The organism is Leisingera sp. ABM4_060, from assembly GCF_056158765.1.
This window is the reverse complement of record NZ_JBSWTX010000003.1, coordinates 61211-85430: the sequence shown is the minus strand read 5'-3', so window position 1 is coordinate 85430 and position 24220 is coordinate 61211. Positions and strand designations below refer to the sequence as shown.

General features: G+C 64.1%; 26 protein-coding genes. 16 read left to right on the top strand and 10 right to left on the bottom strand.

The genetic code is table 11. The features are described from left to right. Positions 1–25 precede the first annotated feature (25 nt). The gene (locus ACXAEH_RS22435) at positions 26–415 is read right to left on the bottom strand and encodes a response regulator (RefSeq protein WP_475036270.1); all 390 of its coding nucleotides are present in this window, start codon (positions 413–415) and stop codon (positions 26–28) included. Positions 416–1065: 650 nt separating this feature from the next. Here ACXAEH_RS22435 and dctP (ACXAEH_RS22430) point away from each other — a divergent pair. From dctP (ACXAEH_RS22430) to ACXAEH_RS22410, 5 genes are all read left to right on the top strand, one after another. Next, on the top strand, positions 1066–2070 hold the full coding sequence (gene dctP, locus ACXAEH_RS22430) for a TRAP transporter substrate-binding protein DctP (protein WP_475036268.1): 1005 nt from the start codon (positions 1066–1068) through the stop codon (positions 2068–2070). A gap of 71 nt (positions 2071–2141) precedes the next feature. Further along, positions 2142–2747: a TRAP transporter small permease gene (locus ACXAEH_RS22425; protein WP_475036267.1), complete on the top strand. Its 606-nt coding sequence runs from the start codon at positions 2142–2144 to the stop codon at positions 2745–2747. Between the two features lie 4 nt (positions 2748–2751). Then, complete coding sequence (locus ACXAEH_RS22420) at positions 2752–4047, top strand: TRAP transporter large permease (RefSeq protein ID WP_475036265.1); 1296 nt, start codon at positions 2752–2754, stop codon at positions 4045–4047. 39 nt (positions 4048–4086) lie between these two features. Continuing rightward, positions 4087–5244 (top strand): M24 family metallopeptidase, encoded by a 1158-nt coding sequence (locus tag ACXAEH_RS22415; protein ID WP_475036264.1) that lies wholly within the window; start codon positions 4087–4089, stop codon positions 5242–5244. 3 nt (positions 5245–5247) lie between these two features. Then, positions 5248–6066: a carbon-nitrogen hydrolase family protein gene (locus ACXAEH_RS22410; protein WP_475036262.1), complete on the top strand. Its 819-nt coding sequence runs from the start codon at positions 5248–5250 to the stop codon at positions 6064–6066. A gap of 21 nt (positions 6067–6087) precedes the next feature. Here the strand turns inward: ACXAEH_RS22410 and ACXAEH_RS22405 are convergent, their stop codons facing one another. Continuing rightward, the gene (locus tag ACXAEH_RS22405) at positions 6088–7002 is read right to left on the bottom strand and encodes a LysR substrate-binding domain-containing protein (RefSeq protein ID WP_475036261.1); all 915 of its coding nucleotides are present in this window, start codon (positions 7000–7002) and stop codon (positions 6088–6090) included. Between the two features lie 145 nt (positions 7003–7147). On the opposite strand from ACXAEH_RS22405, the gene ACXAEH_RS22400 reads away from it, so the two are divergent. The 7 genes from ACXAEH_RS22400 (at position 7148) to ACXAEH_RS22370 (ending at position 13223) form a co-directional block, all read left to right on the top strand. Continuing rightward, positions 7148–7630 carry a TRAP transporter small permease gene (locus ACXAEH_RS22400; RefSeq protein ID WP_475036260.1) on the top strand — a complete coding sequence of 161 codons (483 nt, stop codon included), beginning with the start codon at positions 7148–7150 and terminating at the stop codon, positions 7628–7630. Position 7631: 1 nt separating this feature from the next. Beyond that, entirely contained in the window at positions 7632–8930 is a 1299-nt protein-coding gene (locus tag ACXAEH_RS22395; protein ID WP_475036258.1) for a TRAP transporter large permease, read from the top strand. Positions 8931–8973: 43 nt separating this feature from the next. Then, positions 8974–9966 carry a TRAP transporter substrate-binding protein DctP gene (dctP, locus tag ACXAEH_RS22390; protein WP_475036257.1) on the top strand — a complete coding sequence of 331 codons (993 nt, stop codon included), beginning with the start codon at positions 8974–8976 and terminating at the stop codon, positions 9964–9966. Between the two features lie 75 nt (positions 9967–10041). After that, positions 10042–10353, top strand: a complete 312-nt coding sequence (locus ACXAEH_RS22385; RefSeq protein WP_475036256.1) for a (2Fe-2S)-binding protein — start codon at positions 10042–10044, stop codon at positions 10351–10353. Beyond that, entirely contained in the window at positions 10340–11749 is a 1410-nt protein-coding gene (locus tag ACXAEH_RS22380) for an FAD/NAD(P)-dependent oxidoreductase (RefSeq protein WP_475036254.1), read from the top strand. The genes ACXAEH_RS22385 and ACXAEH_RS22380 overlap by 14 nt, the downstream gene beginning before the upstream one ends. After that, positions 11746–12861 (top strand): NAD(P)/FAD-dependent oxidoreductase, encoded by a 1116-nt coding sequence (locus ACXAEH_RS22375; protein ID WP_475036253.1) that lies wholly within the window; start codon positions 11746–11748, stop codon positions 12859–12861. The genes ACXAEH_RS22380 and ACXAEH_RS22375 overlap by 4 nt, the downstream gene beginning before the upstream one ends. 17 nt (positions 12862–12878) lie before the next feature. After that, the gene (locus ACXAEH_RS22370; protein ID WP_475036251.1) at positions 12879–13223 is read left to right on the top strand and encodes a RidA family protein; all 345 of its coding nucleotides are present in this window, start codon (positions 12879–12881) and stop codon (positions 13221–13223) included. Between the two features lie 46 nt (positions 13224–13269). Here the strand turns inward: ACXAEH_RS22370 and ACXAEH_RS22365 are convergent, their stop codons facing one another. From ACXAEH_RS22365 to ACXAEH_RS22340, 6 genes are read right to left on the bottom strand one after another with little or no spacing between them, the layout of a single operon-like run. Beyond that, on the bottom strand, positions 13270–13488 hold the full coding sequence (locus ACXAEH_RS22365) for an NnrT protein (protein ID WP_475036249.1): 219 nt from the start codon (positions 13486–13488) through the stop codon (positions 13270–13272). Next, complete coding sequence (locus ACXAEH_RS22360; RefSeq protein WP_475036248.1) at positions 13485–13658, bottom strand: protein NnrT; 174 nt, start codon at positions 13656–13658, stop codon at positions 13485–13487. The genes ACXAEH_RS22365 and ACXAEH_RS22360 overlap by 4 nt, the downstream gene beginning before the upstream one ends. A gap of 1 nt (position 13659) precedes the next feature. Beyond that, positions 13660–15495 (bottom strand): nitric oxide reductase activation protein NorD, encoded by a 1836-nt coding sequence (locus ACXAEH_RS22355; RefSeq protein WP_475036247.1) that lies wholly within the window; start codon positions 15493–15495, stop codon positions 13660–13662. Between the two features lie 6 nt (positions 15496–15501). Further along, positions 15502–16293 carry an AAA family ATPase gene (locus tag ACXAEH_RS22350; RefSeq protein ID WP_475036245.1) on the bottom strand — a complete coding sequence of 264 codons (792 nt, stop codon included), beginning with the start codon at positions 16291–16293 and terminating at the stop codon, positions 15502–15504. 3 nt (positions 16294–16296) lie between these two features. After that, positions 16297–17643 (bottom strand): cbb3-type cytochrome c oxidase subunit I, encoded by a 1347-nt coding sequence (locus tag ACXAEH_RS22345; protein ID WP_475036244.1) that lies wholly within the window; start codon positions 17641–17643, stop codon positions 16297–16299. Positions 17644–17658: 15 nt separating this feature from the next. Beyond that, positions 17659–18111 carry a c-type cytochrome gene (locus tag ACXAEH_RS22340; protein WP_475036243.1) on the bottom strand — a complete coding sequence of 151 codons (453 nt, stop codon included), beginning with the start codon at positions 18109–18111 and terminating at the stop codon, positions 17659–17661. Between the two features lie 131 nt (positions 18112–18242). Between ACXAEH_RS22340 and ACXAEH_RS22335 the strand changes: the two genes are divergently transcribed. Beyond that, entirely contained in the window at positions 18243–18470 is a 228-nt protein-coding gene (locus ACXAEH_RS22335) for a DUF1858 domain-containing protein (RefSeq protein WP_475036241.1), read from the top strand. Here ACXAEH_RS22335 and ACXAEH_RS22330 read toward each other — a convergent pair. Further along, the gene (locus ACXAEH_RS22330) at positions 18442–19161 is read right to left on the bottom strand and encodes a Crp/Fnr family transcriptional regulator (protein ID WP_475036240.1); all 720 of its coding nucleotides are present in this window, start codon (positions 19159–19161) and stop codon (positions 18442–18444) included. The genes ACXAEH_RS22335 and ACXAEH_RS22330 overlap by 29 nt on opposite strands. Before the next feature lie 317 nt (positions 19162–19478). Here ACXAEH_RS22330 and ACXAEH_RS22325 point away from each other — a divergent pair, with 317 nt between their 5' ends. Further along, the gene (locus tag ACXAEH_RS22325) at positions 19479–20801 is read left to right on the top strand and encodes an MmgE/PrpD family protein (protein WP_475036239.1); all 1323 of its coding nucleotides are present in this window, start codon (positions 19479–19481) and stop codon (positions 20799–20801) included. Here ACXAEH_RS22325 and ACXAEH_RS22320 read toward each other — a convergent pair. Then, positions 20798–21808 carry a GlxA family transcriptional regulator gene (locus ACXAEH_RS22320; protein WP_475036238.1) on the bottom strand — a complete coding sequence of 337 codons (1011 nt, stop codon included), beginning with the start codon at positions 21806–21808 and terminating at the stop codon, positions 20798–20800. The two genes, ACXAEH_RS22325 and ACXAEH_RS22320, sit on opposite strands and share 4 nt — an antisense overlap. A gap of 91 nt (positions 21809–21899) precedes the next feature. On the opposite strand from ACXAEH_RS22320, the gene ACXAEH_RS22315 reads away from it, so the two are divergent. Together ACXAEH_RS22315 and dctP (ACXAEH_RS22310) are read left to right on the top strand one after the other, a co-directional pair. Beyond that, positions 21900–22946, top strand: a complete 1047-nt coding sequence (locus ACXAEH_RS22315) for a proline racemase family protein (protein WP_475036236.1) — start codon at positions 21900–21902, stop codon at positions 22944–22946. A 211-nt stretch (positions 22947–23157) separates the two neighbouring features. Further along, positions 23158–24177, top strand: a complete 1020-nt coding sequence (gene dctP, locus ACXAEH_RS22310; protein ID WP_475036235.1) for a TRAP transporter substrate-binding protein DctP — start codon at positions 23158–23160, stop codon at positions 24175–24177. Positions 24178–24220: the final 43 nt, after the last annotated feature.

The following is a 24220-nucleotide window of genomic DNA, read 5'->3' as shown; positions in this document are numbered from 1 at the left end:
AAAGCCTTTATGAAGCCCTGACAGCTCAGGCCGCCGCGCAATACTGGTCAATCAGGTTCAGCAATTGCCCGGGGGTCACTGGCTTGGACGCAAAACCGTTCATTCCCAAACGCTTGACCAAATCGTCATCGTGGTAGGTGACATCGGCGGTTATGGCGACAATCGGAATGCTGCTGGGCGGGTCCATCGGCGCCTCGCGGATCTGGCGCGCGGCTTCGATCCCGGAGACCCTGGGCATGTGGAGATCCATCAGCACAAGGCCGAATTCGTCGGGATCCTGCGTCAGCCGGTCCACACCGTCCTGACCATCCACCGCGATTTCAACTTCCACTCCCAAAGCAACAATTATTTCCCGCATCATGTAACGGGTGAACTCATCGTTTTCGACGAGCAGCACCTTCCGTGGTAAATTCATCTTCGGTCTCCTAATACCTGGCTGACCTTCACCAATCACGATGCCCGCGCAAAGATGCATGCAAGCCGCAAGTTCTGTGTATTCAATCCATATCCTATACGTTTGCCAGCTTGAAAGCGAAAGCCAATCCCACAAAAGCGGGTGCGGCCTGCGCTGAATTTGGCACGGCTGCGTGCCAACCCGTATTTTCTTTTTACATCCTGAGCGCCACAACTCAAAAGGGCATTTCGCCCCCCGCTTCGAGTTTTTTACGTGTGGCCCAGTGTCAATCATTCCGCGCGAAGTTTCAAACGATAAGTTCCACAACCATTTGAAAATCTCGAAGATTCCGAACCTTTTACCGGGTGGCCTTTTACCGCAGCCTGCAGGTGGTCACTTTCAGGCGGCCACCCGGCAGCGGCCTTGGGGCCGGGCAGTCAAAACCGGAACTTCTCTCTGCGATTGCCTGCCCTGAGGCGCGCAGGAAAAGCTGGTCTTACAGGCATCTTAGCTCAATCCATCCTCTTGTGATGCATGCAGCATGGCGCAGTTTTGCTATTTTTCGCCCGAAAAATGATTGTTGACGCAATAGCTGTGTACAGCTTAGCAAACGATGGGGCCGAAAACTTGATTCGGACCGCGACTGGAACACGAACAGGGAGGAAACCTTCGTGGGGATCGCAACATTGATAAAAGCGGGTGCCGCGGCGGCTGGCGTGCTGGCTGCAACGCTGCCTGCAGCACAGGCCGAAGACATCATTCTGGGCCATGTAATGGACACCCAGCACATCTTTCACCATGTCTCCGAACGCTTCTCGGCGCGGCTGGACGCGCTGTCCGGCGGTGAGCTGACCGTTGACTACCATCCGGGCGGCGATCTGGGCGACTGGACCTCGATCGTCGAGCAGGTGTCGCAGGGCGCAGTGCAAATGACCATGTCCTGGAACCACTCGGAACTGGACCCGCGCTGGGATGTCTCGGTTCTGGGCTATGTCGCCAGCGACTGGGAAACCGGGCGCGAAATCTATGGCCCGGGGTCGGTGATGAACGGCGTCTATGACGGCATCATGAACGATCTGGGCATGGTGCTGCTGGGCACAATCCCGACCGATTTCACCGGCTTTGTGGTGCGTAAAGGTGTCGAGGTTCCAACCAGCTTCCCGGAGGAGGCCGAGGGCTTCAAGATGCGGGTGCCTGGCATGCCGATGGCGATCGAGCGCTACAAGGCCACCGGCTTTGCCCCCGTCCCGATGGCCTTCAGCGAGGTGCATACAGCCCTTCAGACCGGCGCCATCGACGGCCGCGCCTATTCGCCGCCCTCCGAAGTGCTGCTGTTCAAGGATGTGGTCAGCGCCTACGTCTTCACCCGCGAAAACTTCGAGCACACGTTCTGGACCGCAAACAAGCGCTGGTTCGATGACCTGAGCGAAGAACAACAGGGCTGGATCCGCACTGCTGCGGATGAGGCTGTGGCCTGGGCCTGGGAAAACGCCGAAGCCGAAAGCCCCAAGTGGTTTGCCCAGATGAAAGAGGCCGGCATCGAGGTTGTCGAGCTGACGCCCGAGCAGCTGGAGGCCTACCGCCAGCAGGTGACCGCAGTGGAATACCCCTACATGGAACAGATCATCGGCGCCGAAGTGATGGGCCAGATCAAGGCTGCTGCTGGCGGCAACTGATCCATCCCCTCTGCGCCCGCCTCTCCCGCGGGCGCAGACCCACATCATGCACTGACCAGGGAGGAGAGCGCATGACCAAAGAGCTTCTGCATACCGACAGTCTGGACAACGTCCTGACCCCGGAGCCGATCATGCCGGCAGGCGGCGACGCTGCAGCGCCGGTCTACCGCGGGCTTGGCGGGCTTTATGCCCTCGAGGACAGGCTGGCCCTGCTGATGCGGGTGGTGCTGTTCGCCGCCATGATCGCGCTGGGGCTGCTGATGGCGGCGCAGGTGTTCATGCGCTACGTGATTGCCTCGCCCTTCCTAGGGATCGAGGAGCTGGCGCCGATGCTGGCCCTGTGGATCTACTTTATCGGCATGGCCTATTGCACCCGCGAGCGCGACCATATCGAGGGCGGCGTGCTGACCCTGCTGACGCAGAACCGCAAGACCCTGCTGTCGGTGCGGCTGTTCGGCACCCTGTGCTGCCTGGTGACGGTTGTGGTCTTTGCCTGGTTCGCCTGGGATTTCGCGGCCTACAACCTCTCCCTCAACCGCAAGAGCACCTACATGCGGCTGCCCAAATACATCTGGGATTTCAGCATGGTGAGCGGCTTTGTCCTGATGATCCTCTACCTGGCCCTGCAAGCCTTTCTCGAAGCACGCGCGCTCGTGACCGGCAAAGGCGGAGACTGACCCCATGACCGTATTCCTCATCGCCTTCCTGGCCATCATCTTTTTGCTGCTGGTCGAGGTTCCGGTTGGCTTTGCCTTTGGCACCGGCGCACTGGCTTACGGGCTGATGTCCGGCACCAATATCTCTTTTCATGCCGGTTTCGGCTATTCCCAGGTCAGCGCCTTTTCGCTGCTGGCGATCCCGCTGTTCATCCTGTCGGGCACGCTGATGGGCGCCTCCGGTATTTCCGAGCGGCTGCTGAACTTCGTGAACAGCTTTGTCGGCCGCACCAAAGGCGGGCTGGGCGCCGTCACCGTCATCACCTGTGCACTGTTCGGTGCAATCTCCGGCAGCGCCTCGGCCGCGATTGCCGCCATCGGCAAGATCATGGTGCCGCGGATGATCAAGGAAGGCTATCCGCCCGGCCATGCCACTGCGCTGGTCGCGGTCTCTTCGGTGCTGGCGCTGATGATCCCGCCCTCGATCCCGATGATCGTCTTTGCCATTGCGATCCGGGAATCCGTTGCCAAGTGCTTTCTCGCCACCATGGGGCCGGGCGTGCTGCTGGCGCTGATCTACTGCGCGCTGAACTTCTTCTTCCTGCGCAACAATCAGACCATCACCACCGCCCCCAAGCTGCCCCTGCGCGAAACCCTGGCCGAGGCCGCAACGACCGGCAAGAAAGCCAGCCTGGCGATCGTCATGCCAGTGATCGTGCTGGGCGGCATCTACAGCGGCATCGCCACCCCGACTGAGGCAGGCGCCGTGGCACTGGTCTACACTCTGATCGTGGGCATTGCGATCTACCGCTCGCTGCCGATGCAGATGCTGTTCAATTCCACGGTTGAGGCCGCCCGGCTGACCGGTGCGATCCTGATGGTGCTGTTCTTCCTGTTTGTGATGAGCCGCGGCATGGTGCTGGCCAAGGTCCCCACCCAGTTCGCCGATCTGCTGCTGACGATTTCCGACAACAAGATCGTTATCCTCTTGCTGATCAACCTCTTGCTGCTCATCATGGGCATGATCATCGACGATGTCTCGGGCGGTGTGCTGGCTGCGATCATCCTGCTGCCGGTCACCCAGAAGATCGGTCTGGATCCGATCCACTTTGCCGCTATCGTTGGCACCAACCTTGGGCTTGGCAACATCTCCCCGCCCTGCGCGCCGCTCCTCTACATGGCCGGCGGTGTCACCCGCCAGCCGCTGTCGGTCTATGTCGGCCCGACTATGAAGTTCCTGCTGCTGGGACACCTGCCAATGGTCCTGATCGTGACCTTCGTGCCGCCCGTGGCCCTGTTCCTGCCGGGCCTGCTGGACTGAGTTACAAAATAGACACCTGTATAAGAAGGAAAACACCTCATGCTGGAAGAAGCCAAGACACGCACGCTCGACCTGCAGGACCGCATGCGCCAGGCGGGGATTGAGAAGGCCGTCTTCACCGACGAAAGCTCGATCGCCTATCTGGCCGGGTTCTGGGGCTATCTGGGGATCGAGTTCGGCCGCCCCTCGATGCTGGTGGTCGACGCCAATGAAGCGCCGATTGTCATCACCCCGCTGATGGAATCCGAAATGGTGGCAGAGATGACCTGGGTCGAGGACGTGCGCACCTGGGAAGACATCGGCCGGCGCAGCTGGGGCCGGGCCCTGGCGGGCGCTCTGGGCGGGAATCCTTCAGAGATCTGGATCGAACGCGGCACCATTCCTGCCATCGTCCGCAACCACCTGGACGACACTTATCCCGGCGTGCCGCTGCGGGACATCTCGCCGTTGCTTGGCGCCATGCGCACCATCAAGACGCCGTTTGAAATCGGCGTCATGAAGGAAGCGGGCCAGATCGCCGGCGCCATGATGGCCGCGGCCCATGACAGCCTGCGCGAAGGCGCGCGCGAGTATGAAAGCGCGCTGGCCGTGATCGAAGCAGGCTCGCGCAAGGCGGCCACCTTCCTGACCGCCAAGGGCTGGGACCGTTTTGTCTCACCGATGATCCACAACCTGCAGATCCTGCAAAGCGGCACCGAGACCTCGATGGTACACCGCCGCGCCAACGTGCGGGCCTACGAGAAATTCGACCCGGTCTATTTCTGCTTCTGCAACATGGCGCAGTTCAAACAGTACAAGCTGGGCTTTGACCGTATGTTCCACATCGGCGACGTGACCGACCAGGCCCGCGACGTGCAGGAGGCCGCCATCGAAGCCCAGCAGGCCGCCATTGCCGTGATGCGGCCGGGCGTCCTGGCCGAGGACGTCGCCGCCGCCGCCAACGAGGTCTACCGCGCCCGCGGCTATGAAACCGGCTACCGCACCGGCCGCTCCATCGGCGTTGCCTACCTGGAAGCGCCCGAATTGAAGGAAGGCGACAAGACCGTGCTGCAGCCTGGCATGACCTTTGCGGTGGATGGCGGCATCTCGGTCGACGGCGTGACCGCGGGCCGGATCGGGGATTCCGTGGTGGTGACCGAGACCGGCACCGACTATATCACCAGCTACCCCCGCGAAATCCTGCTGAGCAAAGGCTGAGCCATGACCGCCAGCCTCAATATCGCTGTAGCCCAAAGCCCTGCGGACCTGACCGGTCCGCAGGCGCGGCTGGCCTGGCTGCGGGACTGCCTGTCCCGGCTGGACGGCCAGCAAACGGACTTGCTGGTCCTGCCAGAGCTGTTCTTGACCGGCTATAACATCGGAAGCCGGGTTGCCGAATTGGCGGAGCCTGCTGACGGGCCGTCAGCTGCAGCAATTTCAGAACTGGCGCGGGCGCATCAGGTGGCCATTCACTACGGCTTTGCCGAACAAAAGGACGGGCGTCTTTTCAACTCCGCCTCCTGCATCGGCAAGGACGGGGCGCGTCTGGCAACCCACCGCAAGCTGCTGCTGCCGCCGGGATTTGAAGGCGATCATTTCAACGCTGGCAGCAGCTACACACTGTTCGAATTGAACGGGTTCAAGGCTGCCACGCTGATCTGTTACGACGCCGAGTTTCCCGAAACCTTCCGCGCAGTTGCCCAGGCCGGTGCCGAAATTGTGCTGGTGCCCACCGCCTTGGGCGCCCAATGGGGCGTGGTAGCCAATACTATCATCCCGGCCCGGGCTTTTGAGAACGGCATTTATGTCTGCTACGCGAATTCCTGCGGCCGCGAAAACGGTATGGATTTCTTCGGCGGCAGCTGTGCCATCGCCCCCAACGGGCAGGAACTGGCCAGAGCGGGCCAAGGAGAAGAACTGCTGTGCGTGCAGGCGGTCAAGGATGCCGTCACAGCGGCGCAGACACGGCTGCCCTATCTTGCCGACCGCGTGAAACTGCCTGGCGTGCCCGGATCAACCAGCCGAAGCCCGCCTTCGTGAACCTGCTGGCAAAACCTGCGTTCAGAACAAATCATTGATGCCCTCCAGCGCCGACCTCAGGATTTTCACAAATTCGTCCGCCAGGACGGACGGGGGCCGGTGCGCGGGCTGCATGACCGACACTTCCAGCGCCACCCCGGGGTGGAAGGGACGGAACACCACCGGGTGCGGTTCGGGCCGCATGTTCACATAGCCCGCCGCGGTGATCGGATCGCAGACGCAATAGCACAGCCCCTTCTCCACCAGGGTCAGCGCCGGATGAAAAGTCCTCAGCTCGAACCGGTGTTCAAACCGGGCTTTCTGCGCCTCGAACGCCCGCAGGGTGGCAATCAGGTTCGGATGCCCCTCCTGCAGCGCCGCCATCGGCTTGCCCGACAGGTCCCGCGCCTCCACCGATTTCAGCCCGGCCAGGGGATCGCCCGCCGGAATTGCACAGACGCAGTCCATCCGGAAATCCACTGTCTTAATCGCCGCTGACGGCTTTGGTGTCTCCCCCAGCCCGATGTCATACTGCTGCGAGGCGACCCATTCCTCGATCACCGGCGAGGCCCGCATCATCAAAGAGGCCCGCACCTCCGGCTTGTCCTGCAGGAACTCGCCCAAGAGCTGCGGCATCAGCAGGCTGGCGGCGGCCGGCATGCAGGCGATGTTCAGCCGCCCCTTCGCCAGCGCCCCGATTTCGCGCATGGTGCGGGCCGACAGCGCCAGCCGGTCCAGGATCGCCTCCGCCTCGCCCAGAAAATACTGTGCCTCCGGCGTCGGAGCCATCTTTCCCCGCTGGCGGCGGAACAGGCTGATATCCAGCTCCGCCTCCAGATTGGCAATAAGGGCAGAGACTGCGGGCTGAGTCCGCCCCAGGATCCGCGCCGCATCGGACACCGATCCGGTCCGCATCACCTCCCGGAAGGCCTGTAGCTGACGAAAGCTCAGGTTCATGGCTTTTGATTTCCTTCACCTTTTTCGCATTCCATAAAGCAACCCTATTCCCTAATCAATTTATTCGCTTTGACTTAATACCCTTGGCCCGCAAGTTTCCCTGCCACGGATGCACCGCCTGTATCCGCCCAAAAGGGAGGGGAACATGACACGCGCCTTCAGTGTGCTGCTGACCGTGCTGATCTGCCTGGTGGCCTTGGGCCAATTCGTCCAGGTGATCACCCGCTACGTGCTGGAAATCCCGGTGATGGGGCTGGAGGAGAGCCTGCTGTATCCGACGCTTTGGCTCTACATGCTGGGCGCCGTGAACGCCTCGCGCGAGAACACCCATATCCGCGCCAATGTGCTGGAAATCTTCCTGTCGACCGAACGCCAGCACCAGGTGCTCGCCATCATCGGCGAGGTGATCAGCCTTGCCGTCGGCCTCTGGCTCACCTCCTGGGCCTGGGATTTCTGGAAATATTCCCAGCGGGTCTGGCGCGAAAGCCCGACGCTTTATCTGCCGACCTTCTACGTCGATGCCGCGCTGTTCACCGGCATGGTCCTGATGATGGCTTTCACCGCCTGGCACCTGGTTCTGCACGTCCGCGCCCTGTTCATCCCCCTCCCGGCCCAAAAGGAAGCCTGAGATGATCGAGATTGCCCTCCTTGCCGTTCTGGTCCTGGTCCTGCTGCTGACCCTGGGCGTGCCGCTGCCCTACTGTTTTGGCGCCGGTCTGATGGTGATGTATTTCGCCGGCGACGTGGTGATGAAGGGCAATATGCTCTGGGGATTCCAGCAACTGGGCAACCCGGTGCTGCTGGCGATCCCGCTGTTTGTGCTGGCCGGCACGATCATGAGCGTCTCCGGCATCGCCGCCAGCCTGCTGAACTTCGTCAACATCTTCATCGGCCACCTGCGCGGCGGGCTGGGCGTTGTCGCCACCGTCTCCTGCGCCCTCATTGGCGCAATCTCCGGCTCCGGCCTCACCGGCGTGGCCGCCATCGGCCCGCTGCTGATCCCCGAGATGGAGAAACAGGGCTACCCCCGCGAATACGCCACCGCCCTCATCGCCAATGCCTCGCTGTTGGGCCTTCTGATCCCGCCCTCGGTCACCATGATCGTCTACGGCTGGGTCACCGATACCTCAATCCTGGCCTGCTTCCTCGCCACCCTCGGCCCGGGTCTGCTGATCATGTCCTCCTTCTCGGCCGTCAACATCCGCATGGCCCGCAAGTTCCCGCTGCAGCTGGCCGAGCCGCCCAAAGGCGCCGCCTTTGTTGCTGAGGCCACCACCCGCGGGCTCAAGGCCACCCCTGCCCTTCTGATGCCGGTGATCATCCTCGGCGGCATCTACGGCGGCGTCATGACCCCGACCGAAGCCGCCGCCGTTGCCGTGATCTACGCCGTGCCGGTCGGCTTCCTGATCTACAAGGGCCTCGACATCCGCACCTTCCTCGGCGCCGGGCGCGAGGCCGCAACCTCGGTGGGCGCGATCATGCTGATGATCCTGTTCTCGATGATACTCAGCCAGATGTTCGTGCTGGAAAGCATCCCCCAAGCGATTGTCGAGGGCATCTTCTCGATCACCGAAAACAAGGCACTGCTGCTGGTCCTGATCAACATCCTCTTGTTCCTGGTCGGCATGGTGGTGAACGACGTGACCGCGATCATCCTGATTGCGCCGCTGCTGCTGCCCCTGATGCAGGCGATCGGCGTCAGCCCGATCCAGTTTGCCGCGATCATGGGCGTCAACACCGCCATGGGCGGCGTCACCCCGCCTTATGCCTCGATCCTCTACCTCGGCGCCCGCGTCGGCCAGGTGCCGGTCACCAAGGTGATCCGCCCGGCCATGACCCTGATCCTGCTCGGCTACCTGCCGGTGGTGTTCCTGACCAGCTTCTGGCCGGACCTGTCGCTGTGGCTGCCCCGCGTCTTCGGCTACTGACCCAGCCCCCCGCATTCATCATCACTTACGGAGGAGAAAACCCATGATGACGTTCCTGAAATCCACCTGCATGGCCGCCGCCCTGGCCGCCACCGCCGGCATGGCCGCCGCGGACACGCTGAAACTCAGCCACATCCGCCCGCAAGGCGCCACCATCGACAACGAACTGCGCGCCTTTGCCGAAGGCCTTTCGGGCGCCACCAGCGGCTCGCTGGAGCTGAACCTGTTCCCGGCTTCGGCGCTCGGCGACTATACCTCAGTGCAGGAGCGCATTTCCGTCGGCGCCATCGACATGGCCGTGCAGCCCGCCGCCACCGCTGTCGATCGCCGGATGCAGATCTCGGCCTTCCCCTATGTCGCCTCCAACTGGTCTGAGGCCAAGAAAATCTACGGCCCCGGCGGCGCCATCTATGACGCGATGAAGGAGCTTTATGCCAAGCAGGACATTACAATGCTGGCCGCCTACCCGGTCTATTTCGGCGGCGTCGCCCTGAACACCGAGGCGGTCGACCCGGGCAACCCCAATGCTGCCAAGGGCATCAAGGTCCGCGTCCCCGGCATCAAAAGCTTCCAGCTCACCGCTGACGCGCTTGGCTACATCTCCTCGCCGATCCCTTTCTCCGAAGCCTTCACCGCAGTGCAGACCGGCGTGGTTGACGGTGTCGTCGGTTCAGGGGCTGAGGGCTACTATGCTTCCTTCCGTGACGTGACCACCACCTATGTGCCGGTGAACACCCACTTTGAAGTCTGGTACATGATCATCAACTCCGGCACCTTGGCGGAGCTGAGCGACGGTGATCGTACCGCGCTTGAACAAGCCGCCGTGGAATTCGAAGCCAAACGCTGGGAAACCGCCGAGGCCGATCAGGGCGCGTTTGAACAGAAGCTGGCCGATAACGGCGCCAAGATCGTTTCCCTGAGCGACGCCGAGCTTTCCGCCACCGCCGCACACGTGCGCGCCCAGGTCTGGCCGCAGGTGCTGGAGGACGTGGGCGCGGATTGGGGCCAGGCCATCCTCGACAAGATCGCCGAGTAAGCCAGCCCCGCACTTGGGAAAGGCGCGCCCTCCCCGCCGCCTTTCCCCTTTTGCCTTCCCGACGGAGACCCGCCGATGTTCCGATCCCTGCGCCCAGACGACGCCCCCCAGGTCACGCTGAAAATCAACGGCCGGCAGGTCACCGCCGCCGCCGGGCAATCCGTTTGGTCGGCCATGGCGCTTTGCGGCCAGCCTGTAACCCGCCGCGCCGCCCTGTCGGGGGCAGACCGCAGCGCCTATTGCGCCATGGGCGTCTGTTTCGAATGTCTGGTGGACATCGACGGCCTCCCCAACCAGCAGGCCTGCCTGCGCCGGGTGGCCGAGGGCATGACGGTAACCACCCAGACCATCACCGAAGACAGCGAGGCACCCGATGCAGGCCTTTGACTGCGCCATCCTCGGCGCCGGGCCCGCCGGCATGGCCGCCGCCATTGCGCTCTCCAGGGGCGGCGCCAATGTTGCCGTGCTGGACCGCGGCGCACAGGCCGGCGGCCAGATCTACCGCGCCGCCGCCGCCAGCCCGCTGCCGGACGCCAGCGTGCTAGGGCCGGATTACACCGCCGGCGCCGCCCTGATCGAAACCTTTGAAAAGGCGCCGGTCACCCGTTTCACCGGCGCCGACGCCTGGCATCTGGGCGACGATGGCCGCATCCTGTTCTCACATCTCGGCGACACCCATGAGCTGCATTGCCGCGAGATGCTGCTCTGCCCCGGCGCGATGGAGCGCCCGATGCCCATCCCCGGCTGGACCCTGCCCGGGGTGATGACCGCCGGCGCCGCCCAGGTGATGCTCAAATCCGATGCCGCCGCGGCCGAAAGCGCCATCTTTGCCGGCTCCGGCCCGCTGCTCTATCTGATCGTGGCGCAATACCTGCGCCTGGGCGTGCCCATCGCAGCCCTGGTCGACACCACCCCGCGGCAGAACTACCTGAGTGCCGCCCCGCTGCTGCCCCGCGCCCTGCGCCAGGCCGGGCAGCTGAAAAAAGGCCTCGCCCTCCTGCGCGAGATCCGCGCCGCCGGCATCCCGCAGTACCGCTTTGCCGAAGGTCTGGAAGTACTGGGACAGGATAAAGCCGAGGGCCTGCGGTTCACCGCAAGCGGTCAAACCCATGAAATCGCCACAGAAACCATCTTCCTGCACCATGGTGTCCAGCCCAACCTCAACATGACCCGGGCCATGGATCTGGCCCACCGCTGGAACCCGCAGCAGCTCTGCTGGCAGGTTGAGACCAGCGAATACGGCCAGACCTCCGTGCCCCATGTCTCAGCCGCAGGCGACGGCGCCGGGATCATCGGCGCCGAGGGTGCCCGCATCGCAGGCGATCTGGCCGCGCTCAACATCCTGCACCGCCTTGGCCGCCGCAGCGAAGCAGAACGCAACCGCCAGGCCGCCCCCGGCCGCGCCCGGCTCGCCGCCATGGCCCCGTTCCGCGCCTTCATCGACCGCCTTTACCGCCCCGCAGACACCCTGCGCCTGCCGCAAGACCCGGACACGCTGGTCTGCCGCTGCGAGGAGCAGACGCTGGCGGACCTCCGCGAAGGCTTCGATCAGGGCGCCCGCGATCCCAACGCGCTGAAATCCCTGACCCGCTGCGGCATGGGCCCCTGCCAGGGCCGCCAATGCGGCCATGTGGTGGCAGGCCTGCTCAGCCAGTGGCGCGAAGAGCCGCCCGGGGTTATCGGCTATTACCGCCTGCGCAGCCCCCAGCGCCTGCTGACGCTGGACGAACTCAGCCGCTTCCAGGCCGTGCCCGCCCCTGCACAAGCGGAGGCCGCGGAATGAAGGCAGATGTCCTGATCATCGGCGGCGGCATCCAGGGCTGCGCCACCGCCTATCACCTCGCCCGGCAGGGCGCCTCTGTGACCCTGCTGGAGAAGGACTACGCCGGGCGCCATGCCTCCGGTGTCAACGCGGGCGGCGTGCGCCTTTTGGGCCGCGACCTGGCCGAGGTGCCGCTCTCCAAGGCCTCGATGGAGCTGTGGCAGACCCTGGACGAGGAACTGGGCCATTGCACCTGTTTCCGCCGCCAGGGCGTCATCAACATCGCCGTGGACACCGCCGACATCACCACCCTGCGCGCCCGCGAGGAGAAGATGCACGCCGCTGGCTACACCCACGAACGCATCCTCAGCCGGGCGGAGCTGCTCGACCGCCTGCCGCATGTGAACCCGGACTGCGCGGGCGGCGCGGTCTCAGACCTCGACGGCTACGCCATCCCCTACAAGGCCACCAGCGCCTTCCGCCTGGCCGCCGAACGCCACGGCGCGAAAGTTATCGAAGGCGAGGAGCTGCTCAGCCTGCGCCGCATCGGCCCCGCCTGGCTTGCCCAGGGGCGCAAAAACCGCTTTGAGGCAGAAACCGTCGTCAACTGCGCCGGCGCCTGGGCCGACCGTATCGCGCTGATGATCGGGGACAATGTGCCGCTCAGCCACGCGGCGCCAATGCTGATGATCACTGCCCGGATGCCGCATTTTGCTGGCCCCGTGGTCGGCGCCGTCAGCCGCCAGCTCAGCTTCAAGCAATTCGCAAACGGCACCGTCCTGATTGGCGGCGGCGCCAAGGGCTTTGCCGACCGCGCCAGCAACCGCACCCGGCTGGATTATGCAAAACTCGCCGCCGCGGCCCGCACCACGGCAGAGTTTTTCCCGATCATGCGCCGCGCCGCCATCAACCGCATGTGGGCAGGGCTCGAGGCCTATATGCCCGACAACCTGCCAGTGATCGGCGCGGCAGCAAACGCAGACCGCGCCTTCCATGCCTTTGGCTTTTCTGCCCATGGCTTCCAGATGGGCCCCATCGTGGGCCAAGTGCTGGCGGATCTGGTGCTGACCGGGCGGAGCCGTTTCGATCTTTCCCCCTTCCGCATCAACCGTTACGACCGCAAGGTCCTTTGACACGAAAGACAACAGACATGACCATTACCCGGATTGAAACCGGCCAGCGCATGAGCCGGATCGTCAAGCACAACGGCGTTGCCTATCTCTGTGGCCAGACGTCAGATGCGCCCTCAGTGGCAGAGCAAACCCGCGAGATCCTCGCCAAGGTCGAGGACCTTCTGGCAAAGGCCGGCAGCGACAAGACCCGCATCCTGAAATGCGAGATCTGGCTGGCCGATATCGCCGATTTTGCCGAAATGAACGCGGTTTGGGACGCCTGGGTCCCCGAAGGTCACGCCCCGGCACGCGCCTGCGGTGAATCCAGGCTCGCCCGCGATGTGCTGAAGGTCGAGATGATCGTCACCGCGGCCTGCGGCTGAGACCGTCCGGGCCGGCAAACGGCCGGGCGCCCTGCGGCTTTGCACGTCAGCTGCCGTCGGCCTCTTTCGCCAGCCGCCGCATGTAGCCGCTGAACCAGGCCGTTGCCGGCACCGCCACCACGCAACCGATCATGATGGACAGGCCGGTGGGCAGGACCGGCCCGCCCACCCAGCTGCACAGCAGCGATGCAAAGAATACATTGACCGCCATGGCCCCCGCGCCAAACGGGTAAAGCGCCAGGAACAGTTTGGTGCCCGCACTCATCTGCGGGCCACTATGCGGGCGACAACCGCAAGCGCGGCGATCAGGGCCAGCGAGGCGATGGCAAACCAGAACTCAGCCGTTGCGGACTGGGCATTGGGAAGCGGCCGGTCGAAACCTTCGGCAAAAGCCAGGCCGGGCAACAGCAGGAAAAAGGTCAGAAGGCTGCGCATGTCAGGTCTCCATTGTCAGGTTGCGGTAGATTTCCGGCAGCGCCGCGGGCAGCCGTTCCGGGCACGGCAGCAGGGTATAGCCGCCTTTGCCGAAGATACGCGGGAACCAGTCCTGCCCGTCCTCGTCCACTACGATGCCATGCACGATCAGACCGGCGCGGCGGGCCTCGCGCACCGCCATGCGGCTGTCCTCGATGCCGTGCTGGCCTTCGTAGTGGTCCAGATCATTCGGCTTGCCGTCCGTCAGCACCAAAAGCAGCCTGCGGGCGGCGGTTTCCTCCTGCAGCTGCGCCGTCACATGGCGCAGCGCAGCACCCAGGCGGGTATAGTTGGCCGGCCGCAAGGCGCCAATGCGGGCAGAGGCCTGGGCTGACATCTTCTCGTCAAAGCCCTTGCAGCGGTTCAGGAACACCCGGTCGCGGCGCAGCGAGGAAAACCCCCAGATCCCCAGCCGGTCGCCGCAGGTATCAATGCCCTGCGCCATGGCTGCCAGCACATCCCGGGCGACCTCGATGACCGAAGTGTCCCCCAAGGCGGTCTCGGTCGAGCGCGAGGTATCCATCAGGATCGCCACGCTGAGGTCACGTTCAATGGCGCGGTGGTCCAGATATAGCCGGTTGCTGCTTTGGCCGGTGGCCCGGAACGCCGCGCGCGCCTCCACCACCGCTTCCAGATCCAGATCGGAGCCTGACAGCTGGCGGCGCACTGTCATCCGCCGCGGGTAGAGTGCTTCAAACTGGCGGCGGACACGCTCCGCGCGCTGCCGGTCCGGGGTGAATTCCCCGGCCTCGGGATCCGGGTCCGCCTGGGCATCCAGTACCCGCACGTGATCTGCCATGTAACTGTGCGAGCGATGGTTCCATTCCGGGTAAGTGTATTTGTCCGAAAGACGTTCATGATCCGCCTCCGAGGGCGCCAGGTCCAGGTGCAGGCGCAGCCGTGTGGCGGCCTTGCGGTCGTGCTTGCTGAGGGTGACGCTGTCTTGATCCTCTGCCGCCTTCTTGGCGTTCTCATCGTCATCATCATCGACGCTGCGGTTGATGTTCATCGATTCCACCCAGGACAGGATCGATTTAAAGCGGTGAACGATGAAACTGTCCTTGCGGTTGGCCTGGTCCAGATCGCGCCGCTGCCCTGTCTTGCGCACGCCTGCATCCAGGCCCGGCGGCGCCGGGGCGGCACCATCAGGATCGGCACCGGGGCCGCGCGCCTCGGGTGCGGCCAGCATCAGCCAGAACGGCACCGGTGCGGCCAAACCCTCGGCGCTGTCAGAGGCCTTGCCGCAGTCGCAGCTCAGCTCGGCGCAGACCATGGCTTCGGCCGGCGAGGCTGGCAGCCCCTTGCGCGCCTCCAGCGCCCCCTGGCAAAGGTCCTGGTAACGGCCGCGCAGGCCCGGGCAGGCCGCAAACACCCGGTCGCTCAGCCGCGCATTGGCGCGGATGTAGCCAAGACCGAAATCTTCAGGCCTGCACAGGGCCGCACCGGCCGCCAGCCACAGATACGCAGCCCGGTTCAAACCCGGATCGGCAAAGGCATCCAGCTCCGGCGGCAGGCGCAGGCGGCGGCCGTCGAAGGTGGGCAGGCACAGGGTTTCCGCCCCCTGGCCGATCCGGTGCCACAGGCTGCGGCGGTGGCGCAGCGGCACCCGGGGCGCCTCGGCGGTATCCACCGCCGGATCGCCGCCCAGGGCGCGGAACAGCATTGCCAGGCTGGGCCGCATGGCGTTCAGCCGCACCGCCGCCTCAGGATAGGAGGGCGCCGCCCCCCAGCCGCTGGCCATCCTGTGCCACAGGGTGCCAACGGTTTCCTCCGGTTCAAACAGGCTGAGCGCATCCATCACACATCACCCGCAGATCGTGCCGATCAGGTCGCGCAGGGCGGCCTTGGTGTCGGCATCATCGGACAAGGGCTCGACCACCGCCACATCCAGCGCAGCCTCCAGCGCCATGCCGCCCGCGATCAGCGTCGCGGCATAGATCAGCAGCCGGGTCGAAACGCCCTCTTCCAAGTCCATCCCCGACAGTTTGCGGATATGGCCGGCCAGCCGCACCAGCAGCGCAGCACGGATCTCGTCCAGGCCTGTTTCAGCCGCAATCACCGCGGTCTCGGTTGCCGGGGCCGGGAAATCGAACTGCAGCGACAGGAACCGCTGCCGGGTCGAGGGCTTCAGCCGTTTCAGCACGTTCTGGTAGCCCGGGTTGTAAGAGGCCACCAGCATGAAGCCCTTCGGCGCGTGGATCTCCTCGCCGGTGCGCTCCAGCATCAGGGTGCGGCGGTTGTCGGTCAGCGGGTGCAGGATCACGGTGACATCCTTGCGCGCCTCCACCACCTCGTCGAGGTAGCAGATCGCCCCTTCGCGCACTGCCCGGGTCAGCGGCCCGTCCACCCATTCGGTGTCGCCGCCCTTCAAGAGATAGCGTCCGACCAGATCCGCCGCTGACAGGTCGTCATGGCAGGACACGGTATAAAGCTTGCGCCCCAAGCTGGCTGCCATGTGCTCGACAAAGCGGGTCTTGCCGCAGCCGGTGGGCCCCTTCAGAAGAAGGGGCAGACCGTTTTCATAAGCTGTCTGGAACAGCGCGCATTCCTGGCCCGTGGGGTGGTAATGCGGGATTGTGGGAGTGATGGCATTCATGGCTTACTCTCCTGCCACTGCGCTGGGGCCGGGCGCGATGATCTCGCGCTTGCGCACCACGGCGAGGCTGTAGATGAACAGGATTGCACCAAGGACCACCGCAATGCCGGAGCCGAACCGCATCAGATAGAAGACCGACAGGCTGTCCTGCACTTCCATGAAGTAGTCGCCGATCACCCGCTGCATGTGGGTCTGGATGGTTCCGGCAAAGGTCAGCACAAAGGTCATGAAGGACATGCCGCCGGTCATCAGCCAGAAGGACCCCATGTTCAGCACCTGGTTATAGGGATCGCGGTTGCGCAGGATCGGCATCGCGTAAGAGAACATCGCCAGGTTCAGGGCCACATAGGCGCCAAAGAAGGCAAGGTGTCCGTGCGCTGCGGTGATCTGGGTGCCGTGGCTGTAGAAATTCACCCCGTGCAGCGTGTGCAGGAAACCCCAGACGCCGGCGCCGAAGAAGGCAACAGTGGAGGAGCCCAGCGACCACAGCAGCGCGGCCTTGTTGGGGTGGTTCTTGCGGCCTTTCCAGACCATGACAAAGGCAAAGCTCATCATCAGGAAGAAGGGGATCACTTCCAGCGTCGAGAAGATTGAGCCGATCCACTGCCAGTAGCCCGGGGTGCCGATCCAGTAAAAGTGGTGGCCGGTGCCCAGGATGCCCGAGAACAGCGCGGTGCCGCAGATCACATAGAGCCACTTCTCGACGACCTCGCGGTCAACACCGGTCAGCTTCAGCATCAGGAAGGCAAGGATGGCGGCCATCACCAGCTCCCAGGTGGCTTCCACCCACAGGTGCACCACAAACCACCAGTACATCTTGTCGAGGCTCAGGTTGTCCGGGTTGATGAAGGCGAAGATCCAGAGCAGGGACAGCAGCCAAAGGCCCAAGAGCAGCACATTGGTGATCGCGGTCTTGCGCCCGGCCAGAACCGTCAGCGACACGTTGACCAGGAAGATCACGGCTGCCACCAGGATGCCGAACTTGACCCACAGCGGCTGTTCCAGGAACTCGCGCCCCTCGTGGATGCCCATCAGGTAGCTGACCACCGCGCCCAGGGTGCCGACCACCAGGATCGCCAGCTGGATATAGGCCAGCTTGACCGAGAAGATCTCCCGCTCGGCTTCCTCCGGCAGCAGGAAATAGGCCGCACCGAAGAAGCCCAGCAGCAGCCAGACGATCAGCGCGTTTGTGTGCAGCATCCGCACGATGTTGAACGGCAGAAGCTCGGACAGGAAGTTGGGCGCGACATAGATCCACCCGGCCAGCAGGCCGCCAAGGACCTGAATGGCAAACAGCGCCAGCGCCGCGGCGAAATAGGCCAGCGCGACCTTTTGCGATTGATATTTCATTGGTCTGCCTCCTTCTTAACCGGCTTCATTGGGCGGCCAGCCCTGGGTGTCGGTCTGGTCTGCCCACCGCAGAAACTCGCTCAGCGCGCGGGTTTCCTCATCGGTCAGGTTGAAATTCGGCATCTGGCGGCGGCCTTCGATGCCCGAGGGCTGGCTTTCCATCCAGGCCTTCAGCGTCTCAAAGGACTCCTCCGGGTCCTCCAGAACGCCCCAGCGCGTCATCACATTGCCAACCTCGGGCGCAAAATAGGCGCCCTCGCCATGCAGCGTATGGCAGTTGATGCAGGAGTGCTTCTCCCAGACGTGCTTGCCCATGGCGACCTCCTCGGTCAGCGGCATGCCTGCGGTGGATTTTTGAACGATAAAGTTGTGGCTCTGCACAGTGAGCGCGATGAACACCAGAACGAAAAAGCCTGAGCCTCCGTAGAAGATGTTGCGCGCCCGTGTCTTGGTCAGAATTTCGGCCATACCAGGCTCCCATTTTGAGTCGCGGGGATGCCCAAGATCTAAAGGTGCCTGCGATTTGACAGTTTGTGCAAACGCAAGGTTTTGAATGATTTGCCGCCCTAGGCTGGGCACATCAACCGGAGCGATCTGCAATGCCCCACAAGAAACTGAACGACCCCGACCTGCCGCTTGGCGATCTGATGAGCCGCTGGCCCCAGACCATCTCCGTCTTCACACGGCACAAGATGCTGTGCCCGGGCTGCATGGTCAGCCCGTTTCACACGGTTACCGATGCCTGCGAGGAATACGGCCTGAACGAGGATGACTTCCGTCACCAGCTTGTCAAAGCCGTCAGTCCTTCTGCGGGTTCGCCAGCATGACCAGCCCGTGCGGCTCGCGGACCAGCACATGCTTGCGCGTGCTTTCCACGATCCCGGCCTTTTCCCAGGCGCTCAGCAGCCGGCTGACGGTGTGCAGCGTGGTGCCCGCCATTTCCGAGATGTCCTGGCGGGTGATCGGAAAGTCGATCTCGATCCCGTTCGGCGTCTTGCGCCCGGTCTGATTGATCAGCCGCAGCAGCGCATTGGCCACCCGCTGCTCCACCTGCTGCGTCGCAAACTCCACGATGCGCTGGTTCATTTCGCCGACCCGGACGCCAACGGTCTTGTAGCTTTCATCCCCGAACCCGGGGAAATCCCTGGTGAACCGGCTCCACAGCTGCATGCTCCAGCTCAGCGTCAAACACTCCGACGCCGCAACCGCCGTTGCCGGATAGGTGTCGCGCCCCAGAGCCTGGGCAATGCCCAGCAGCTGCCCGGCCGGGATATGCAACGCCGTGACCTGTTCCCCGTGCGGCGTGATCCGCACCACCCGCACATAGCCGTCCAGCAGCAGATAGAACCGCTCCGCCGGCGCGCCTTCGTCGAAAATATGGGCGCCTTTGTCAATCCGGCGGGGGCTGGCCTCGTCCAGGATCTGGCGGATTTCCTTGCGGTCCAGTTTGGCAAAGGGGGCAAGATTGGCGACCAGGCTTTCATCAAGCCGCGTGGTTGCTTTCCGGTTTTCAGTCACTGGTTTTGCCTTCCTTGCAGCAGCCGAAGCACCTGCCAGATGCTGGTCTTACCTTATGGCGCGAATTTGCACTGACGCAAAGGCCGCCCTGCGCATCCGGCCGGTTTCAATGCTCATTACAGCGGCCCGCGCCGGGTTTCCAAGGCGATTTGCGCGCTCTTGGCGGCCTCAAGCCCTTGGCAATCCGGCGCGCCGGATCGAATGCAGCGGGATCTCACTGCTGGTTGCGCAATCCCGCCCGCTGGGGGACATTGCCAAGACACAGGAAAATTCCAGCACCAAGGGCCCTGCCTGCAAGATCAGCCTCGAGGTTCCATATGGCACAGCGCATCACCGCTCCGGACTTCATCCACGGCCTGCAACCGGCAGACCTTCCCGCCAGCGTGCTGCACATGGCCAGGCGCTGCCTGATGGATACATTGGCGGTCTGGGCGGCAGGCATCGAAACCGCCCCCAGCCGGATCGCGCGCAATCATGCCGCGCGGCGCTATCCCGGCGCCCTGCCGATGCCGTTCGACGGCCGCCCGGTCAATCCCGCCGGATTTGCCTTTTCCGGCGCGGCAAGCATTGACGCGCTTGATGCCCACGACGGGCACCAGGTGTGCAAAGGGCACGCCAGCGTCGCCCTGGTGCCTGCGCTGATTGCCGAACTGGGCAGCAGCACCTGCACGCTGGATGCGTTCCTCTGCCATTTGATCGTGGGAGAGGAGATCGCGCTGCGCGCCGCGCTGTCGCTGCATGCAACCGCGCCCGACTACCACTCATCCGGCGCCTGGAACGCGCTTGGCTGCGCCGCCATCGCCTGCCGCCTGCGCGGGCTTCCGCAAGCGCAAACCCGCGAGGCGCTTGGCATTGCCGAATATTACGGCCCGCGTGCACCGATGATGCGCTGCATCGACCACCCGGCCATGGTCAAGGACAGCAGCAGCTGGGGCGCCCTGACCGGGATCTCCGCCGCCGACCTGGCCGAAGACGGCTTTACCGGGGCCCCTGCCCTGACTGTCGAAGCGCCGGAAGTGGCGGACATCTGGAGCGACCTAGGCCGCCGCTGGCGCATCCTTGAAAGCAACTTCAAGGCCTACCCGGTCTGCCGCTGGGCGCAGCCGCCGGTCGAAGCCGTGCTCTCCCTCCTCCGCGCGGAGGACATCCGCCCGGACGGCCTCAGCCGTATCACCGTGACCACCTTTCACGAAGCCACCAGATTGGCGGTCCGCCGCCCGGCGAACGGGGACGCCGCCCAATACAGCCTGCCGCTCGCGGTCGCGCTGGCACTGCAATACGGCACGATCCTGCCCGGGCACCTGCAGCCGGAAACCTACAGCAAGCCGGAAATCTGGCGCCTCGTTGATCTTGTCGACTTTGAAGAATCCGAGGACTGCAACGCCGCCTTCCCGGATGAGCGCTACGCCTCGGTAACCCTGACACTCAGCGACGGCCGCCAGTTCACCTCGGAGTTCAAAGCCGCGCGCGGCAATTTTGATGCGCCGCTAACCGACCAGGAACTGATTGAGAAGATGCAGCATTACACTGCCGGCCGCCTGCCGCCCGAACACCGCGCGGCCCTGGCCAGCCTGCTGACCGGCGGCAGCCCGCCGGTCCTCGCTCAGTTGCGGGAGATACTCCGCACCCCGGCCCCCTAACGCTGCTTGGCCAGCCGCTGCTCCCGGTAGCGCTTGGGCGTCTCGCCGAACTTGGCCTTGAACCAGCGCGAGAAGTGGCTGCTGTCGGAAAACCCGCATTCATAGGAAATCTGGGTGATCGTGCGTTTCGAATTCATCAGCCGCCAGCGCGCGTGCTGCAGCCGCATGTCGCGCCAGACCTCCTGCGGCGTCGCCTTGGCGTGCTGCAGGAACACCCGGTTCAGCTGCCGCACGGTGGACCCCAGCTTCTCGGCCAGATGCTCTGTCGTATCCGGCTCGCGCAGCTTCTGCCGCATGATCTTGACCGCCTGTTCAACCCGCCAGTTGCCGCATTCCTCCAGGTCCTGATAGGGCAGGCGGCCGACCTCATGGGCTGAGCGGTGCTCGTCCACCACCAGCGCCGTCAGCCCCTTCATGCCGCGCGACCGCCCGCAGTGTTCAATCAGGATCTCCACCGCCAGATCGATTGCGGCAGTGCCGCCCGGGCAGGTCAGAATATCGCCCTCGGAGACATACAGCTCGTTTTCCACCGGCACCACATCCGGGAACATCCGCATGAATTCCGGCCGGTGATGCGCATGGATCGCCGCCCGCCGCCCGTCCAGCAGACCGGTCCGCGCCAGCGCAAAACTGCCGGTGCACAGCCCCACCAGCTTGGTGCCCTTGGCATGTGCCTGCCGCAGGAACTCATAGGTGAGGGGATGCACCCCCTCCAGCTGATCGATCAGCCCGCCGACCACAACGATATAGTCGTACTCCCCGGCCTCGGCGTAGGTCTTCCAGGGCGCGATCGCCATGCCGGTGCTGGAATGCACCGGTGCCAGGTCATGCCCCAGCACCTCCCAATGGCAAAAGATCTGGCGGCTTCGGTCCGCCTCATCCGAGGAATGCCGCACCGCATCGGCAAAACCGGCCAACGGCAGGATGGTGAAGGCCGGTGTCAGGATGAAGGCAAAGCGCACATCCGGCTCCTGCCCGTCGGGCCGCTCCGGGGTCCAGAACTCCATTTTCGCGCCTTTCTGTCCGGGAAATGTCCGGCATATCCTATTCTTGGACCGCTGTGTTCCGCAAGTTTCCGCCAAAACCAAAGGAGAGATGATGCGCTGGAACAAAACAGTGACCGTGATCGGAGCCCACGCCGAGGGCGAAGTGGGCCGGGTGCTGACCGGCGGCGTGCTGGACATCCCCGGCACCAGCACGCTGGAGAAGTTGCAGTATCTGCAGGCCAATGACGCGCTGCGCCAGTTCGTCAACAAGGAACCGCGCGGCTGCGCCCAGATGACCACCAACCTGCTGCTGCCGTCCGCGGCGCCCGGCGCCGACGCCGCTTTCATTCCGATGCAGGCCGATGGCACCCATGCGATGTCCGGCTCCAACGCCATGTGCGTCACCACCGTGCTGCTGGAGACCGGCATGCTGGAGATGCAGGAACCGCAAACCACAGTTGTACTGGACACCGCCGCCGGGCTGGTCAAGGCCATTGCAGACTGCCGCGACGGCCGGGTTGAGCGGGTCACGCTCGATTTCTTTCCCGCCTTTGCCGAGCATCTGGGCGCGCCGCTGGAGGTCGAAGGCCTTGGCACACTCACCGTCGATGTGGGTTTCGGCGGTGTCTACTACGTGCTTCCCCGCGCGCAGGAACTGGGCTTCCGCATCGGGCCGGACATGGCCCAGGACATGGTCTCGCTCGGTGCCCGCATAAAAGCCGCCGCGCAAGAACAGCTGCCGGTTCATCACCCCGAAATCGCAGCCTTCAACAGCATCGACTTCCTGATGTTCATCGATGACGTGGATCCGGACCAGAACACCTACCGCAACGCCACTATCATGCCGCCGGGCCGGGTCGACCGCTCCCCCTGCGGCACCGGCACCGCCGCCCGGCTGGCCGTGATGCACGCCAAGGGCCAGGCGCAGCCCGGGCAAGAGTTCCGGATGCGCTCCACCATCAACTCGGAATTCAGCGCCTCAATTCTGGGCACCACTGAGGTTGGCATTCGCCCTGCCATCTTGCCGCGCCTGTCGGGCCGGGCCTGGATCTACGCCACCATGCAGCTGGGCGCCGATCCCAGCGACCCCTACCCGCTCGGCTACACCATGGCGGACACCTGGGGCACCGAAATCGACCATGTGATCCCCGGGCTCTGACCTCTGCCCCCGCAAGAAAATCAATCCTCCCCGACTGGACCGGCCGCCCTGCGTGCCGGTTCTTTTTTGCCCAACGCCCAGCGAGAACCCATGTCTGGTTTATTATGGAAAATGGCCAATTCGTACAATTATACCCGCGATTTCTCCTCCTATCCTTTTCCCATAGCCGCCACTCACTGCGCGTCTTGCAACCTGAAACGGGAGGAAATCCATGTTCTCGAACCTCAACCGCCGCACGGTTCTGGGTGCCGCCGCCGCCGCGGCGCTCAGCTTCACCGCCCTTGCCGCCTCAGCCGAAACCACCCTGCGCCTGTCGCATCTGTCGCCGCCGGAAAGCGACATGGACAAATGGGCGCATGAATTCGCCTCCCGCATCGCCACCGAAACCGATGGCCGCATCGATGTCCGCATCTTCCCGGCCAGCCAGCTTGGCGACTGGGAGGAAGTCTACGAGCAGCTGAGCCAGGGCTCTGTCGATCTGGCGATCCAGTCGGTCTCCACCAAATTCGACTCCCGCCTGGCGCTGACCTGGTTCCCTTACACCGCGGTTGACTACGACAGCGCCAAAGACGCCTGGAACACCGGCGGCTTCCTGTTCAACATCGTCAACGACCTGATCGAGCCGCAGCAGATCCAAGCGCTGGCGCCCTATGGCTTTGGCCTCGGCGGCGTTGCTGTCGGCAAACCAGTGGCTGATCCCAAGAACCCCGATGCCGACCACAGCGACCTGAAGATCCGGGTCTGGCCCTCGGGCGTCGGCACCCACAAGCCGCTATTGGAGCGCCTCGGCTATTCCACCACCACCATGCCCTGGGCAGAGCTTTACACCGGCGTCCAGACCGGCGTGATCGACGGCATGGTCGGCGGCGTGCCGGAAAACGCGGTGCGTGACTGGAACGGCGTGGTCGACACCTGGCTTCAGCTCAATGACCACTTCGAGATCAACTGGCTCCTGGGCTCCGCCTTCACCATGGCCAGCCTGTCCGAGGAAGACCGCGCTGCAATATCCAAGGTTGCCGCGGAACTCGCCACCGAACGTTTCGACGCGGTTGAGGCCGCCGACAACGGCTATCTGCAGCAACTGCGCGATGCCGGCGTGACTGTGGTCACCTACTCCAAGGAGGAGATCGAGACCATGGCCGCCGCCGTGCGTGCCGATGCCTGGCCGCAGATGAAGCCGGAGATCGGCGACGAGCTCTACGAGCTGATCCAGAGCCACTACGGCAAGTAACACTCCCTGACGGGAGGGCGGGGCGCTGTCCCTGCCCTCCGGT

Coding starts and splice junctions, on each gene's coding strand:
- ACXAEH_RS22435 (WP_475036270.1), bottom strand. CDS start 415: ATGAATTTACCACGGAAGGTGCTGCTCGTCGAAAACGATGAGTTCACC.
- ACXAEH_RS22425 (WP_475036267.1), top strand. CDS start 2,142: ATGACCAAAGAGCTTCTGCATACCGACAGTCTGGACAACGTCCTGACC.
- ACXAEH_RS22420 (WP_475036265.1), top strand. CDS start 2,752: ATGACCGTATTCCTCATCGCCTTCCTGGCCATCATCTTTTTGCTGCTG.
- ACXAEH_RS22415 (WP_475036264.1), top strand. CDS start 4,087: ATGCTGGAAGAAGCCAAGACACGCACGCTCGACCTGCAGGACCGCATG.
- ACXAEH_RS22410 (WP_475036262.1), top strand. CDS start 5,248: ATGACCGCCAGCCTCAATATCGCTGTAGCCCAAAGCCCTGCGGACCTG.
- ACXAEH_RS22405 (WP_475036261.1), bottom strand. CDS start 7,002: ATGAACCTGAGCTTTCGTCAGCTACAGGCCTTCCGGGAGGTGATGCGG.
- ACXAEH_RS22400 (WP_475036260.1), top strand. CDS start 7,148: ATGACACGCGCCTTCAGTGTGCTGCTGACCGTGCTGATCTGCCTGGTG.
- ACXAEH_RS22395 (WP_475036258.1), top strand. CDS start 7,632: ATGATCGAGATTGCCCTCCTTGCCGTTCTGGTCCTGGTCCTGCTGCTG.
- dctP (WP_475036257.1), top strand. CDS start 8,974: ATGATGACGTTCCTGAAATCCACCTGCATGGCCGCCGCCCTGGCCGCC.
- ACXAEH_RS22385 (WP_475036256.1), top strand. CDS start 10,042: ATGTTCCGATCCCTGCGCCCAGACGACGCCCCCCAGGTCACGCTGAAA.
- ACXAEH_RS22380 (WP_475036254.1), top strand. CDS start 10,340: ATGCAGGCCTTTGACTGCGCCATCCTCGGCGCCGGGCCCGCCGGCATG.
- ACXAEH_RS22375 (WP_475036253.1), top strand. CDS start 11,746: ATGAAGGCAGATGTCCTGATCATCGGCGGCGGCATCCAGGGCTGCGCC.
- ACXAEH_RS22370 (WP_475036251.1), top strand. CDS start 12,879: ATGACCATTACCCGGATTGAAACCGGCCAGCGCATGAGCCGGATCGTC.
- ACXAEH_RS22365 (WP_475036249.1), bottom strand. CDS start 13,488: ATGAGTGCGGGCACCAAACTGTTCCTGGCGCTTTACCCGTTTGGCGCG.
- ACXAEH_RS22360 (WP_475036248.1), bottom strand. CDS start 13,658: ATGCGCAGCCTTCTGACCTTTTTCCTGCTGTTGCCCGGCCTGGCTTTT.
- ACXAEH_RS22355 (WP_475036247.1), bottom strand. CDS start 15,495: ATGGATGCGCTCAGCCTGTTTGAACCGGAGGAAACCGTTGGCACCCTG.
- ACXAEH_RS22350 (WP_475036245.1), bottom strand. CDS start 16,293: ATGAATGCCATCACTCCCACAATCCCGCATTACCACCCCACGGGCCAG.
- ACXAEH_RS22345 (WP_475036244.1), bottom strand. CDS start 17,643: ATGAAATATCAATCGCAAAAGGTCGCGCTGGCCTATTTCGCCGCGGCG.
- ACXAEH_RS22340 (WP_475036243.1), bottom strand. CDS start 18,111: ATGGCCGAAATTCTGACCAAGACACGGGCGCGCAACATCTTCTACGGA.
- ACXAEH_RS22335 (WP_475036241.1), top strand. CDS start 18,243: ATGCCCCACAAGAAACTGAACGACCCCGACCTGCCGCTTGGCGATCTG.
- ACXAEH_RS22325 (WP_475036239.1), top strand. CDS start 19,479: ATGGCACAGCGCATCACCGCTCCGGACTTCATCCACGGCCTGCAACCG.
- ACXAEH_RS22320 (WP_475036238.1), bottom strand. CDS start 21,808: ATGGAGTTCTGGACCCCGGAGCGGCCCGACGGGCAGGAGCCGGATGTG.
- ACXAEH_RS22315 (WP_475036236.1), top strand. CDS start 21,900: ATGCGCTGGAACAAAACAGTGACCGTGATCGGAGCCCACGCCGAGGGC.
- dctP (WP_475036235.1), top strand. CDS start 23,158: ATGTTCTCGAACCTCAACCGCCGCACGGTTCTGGGTGCCGCCGCCGCC.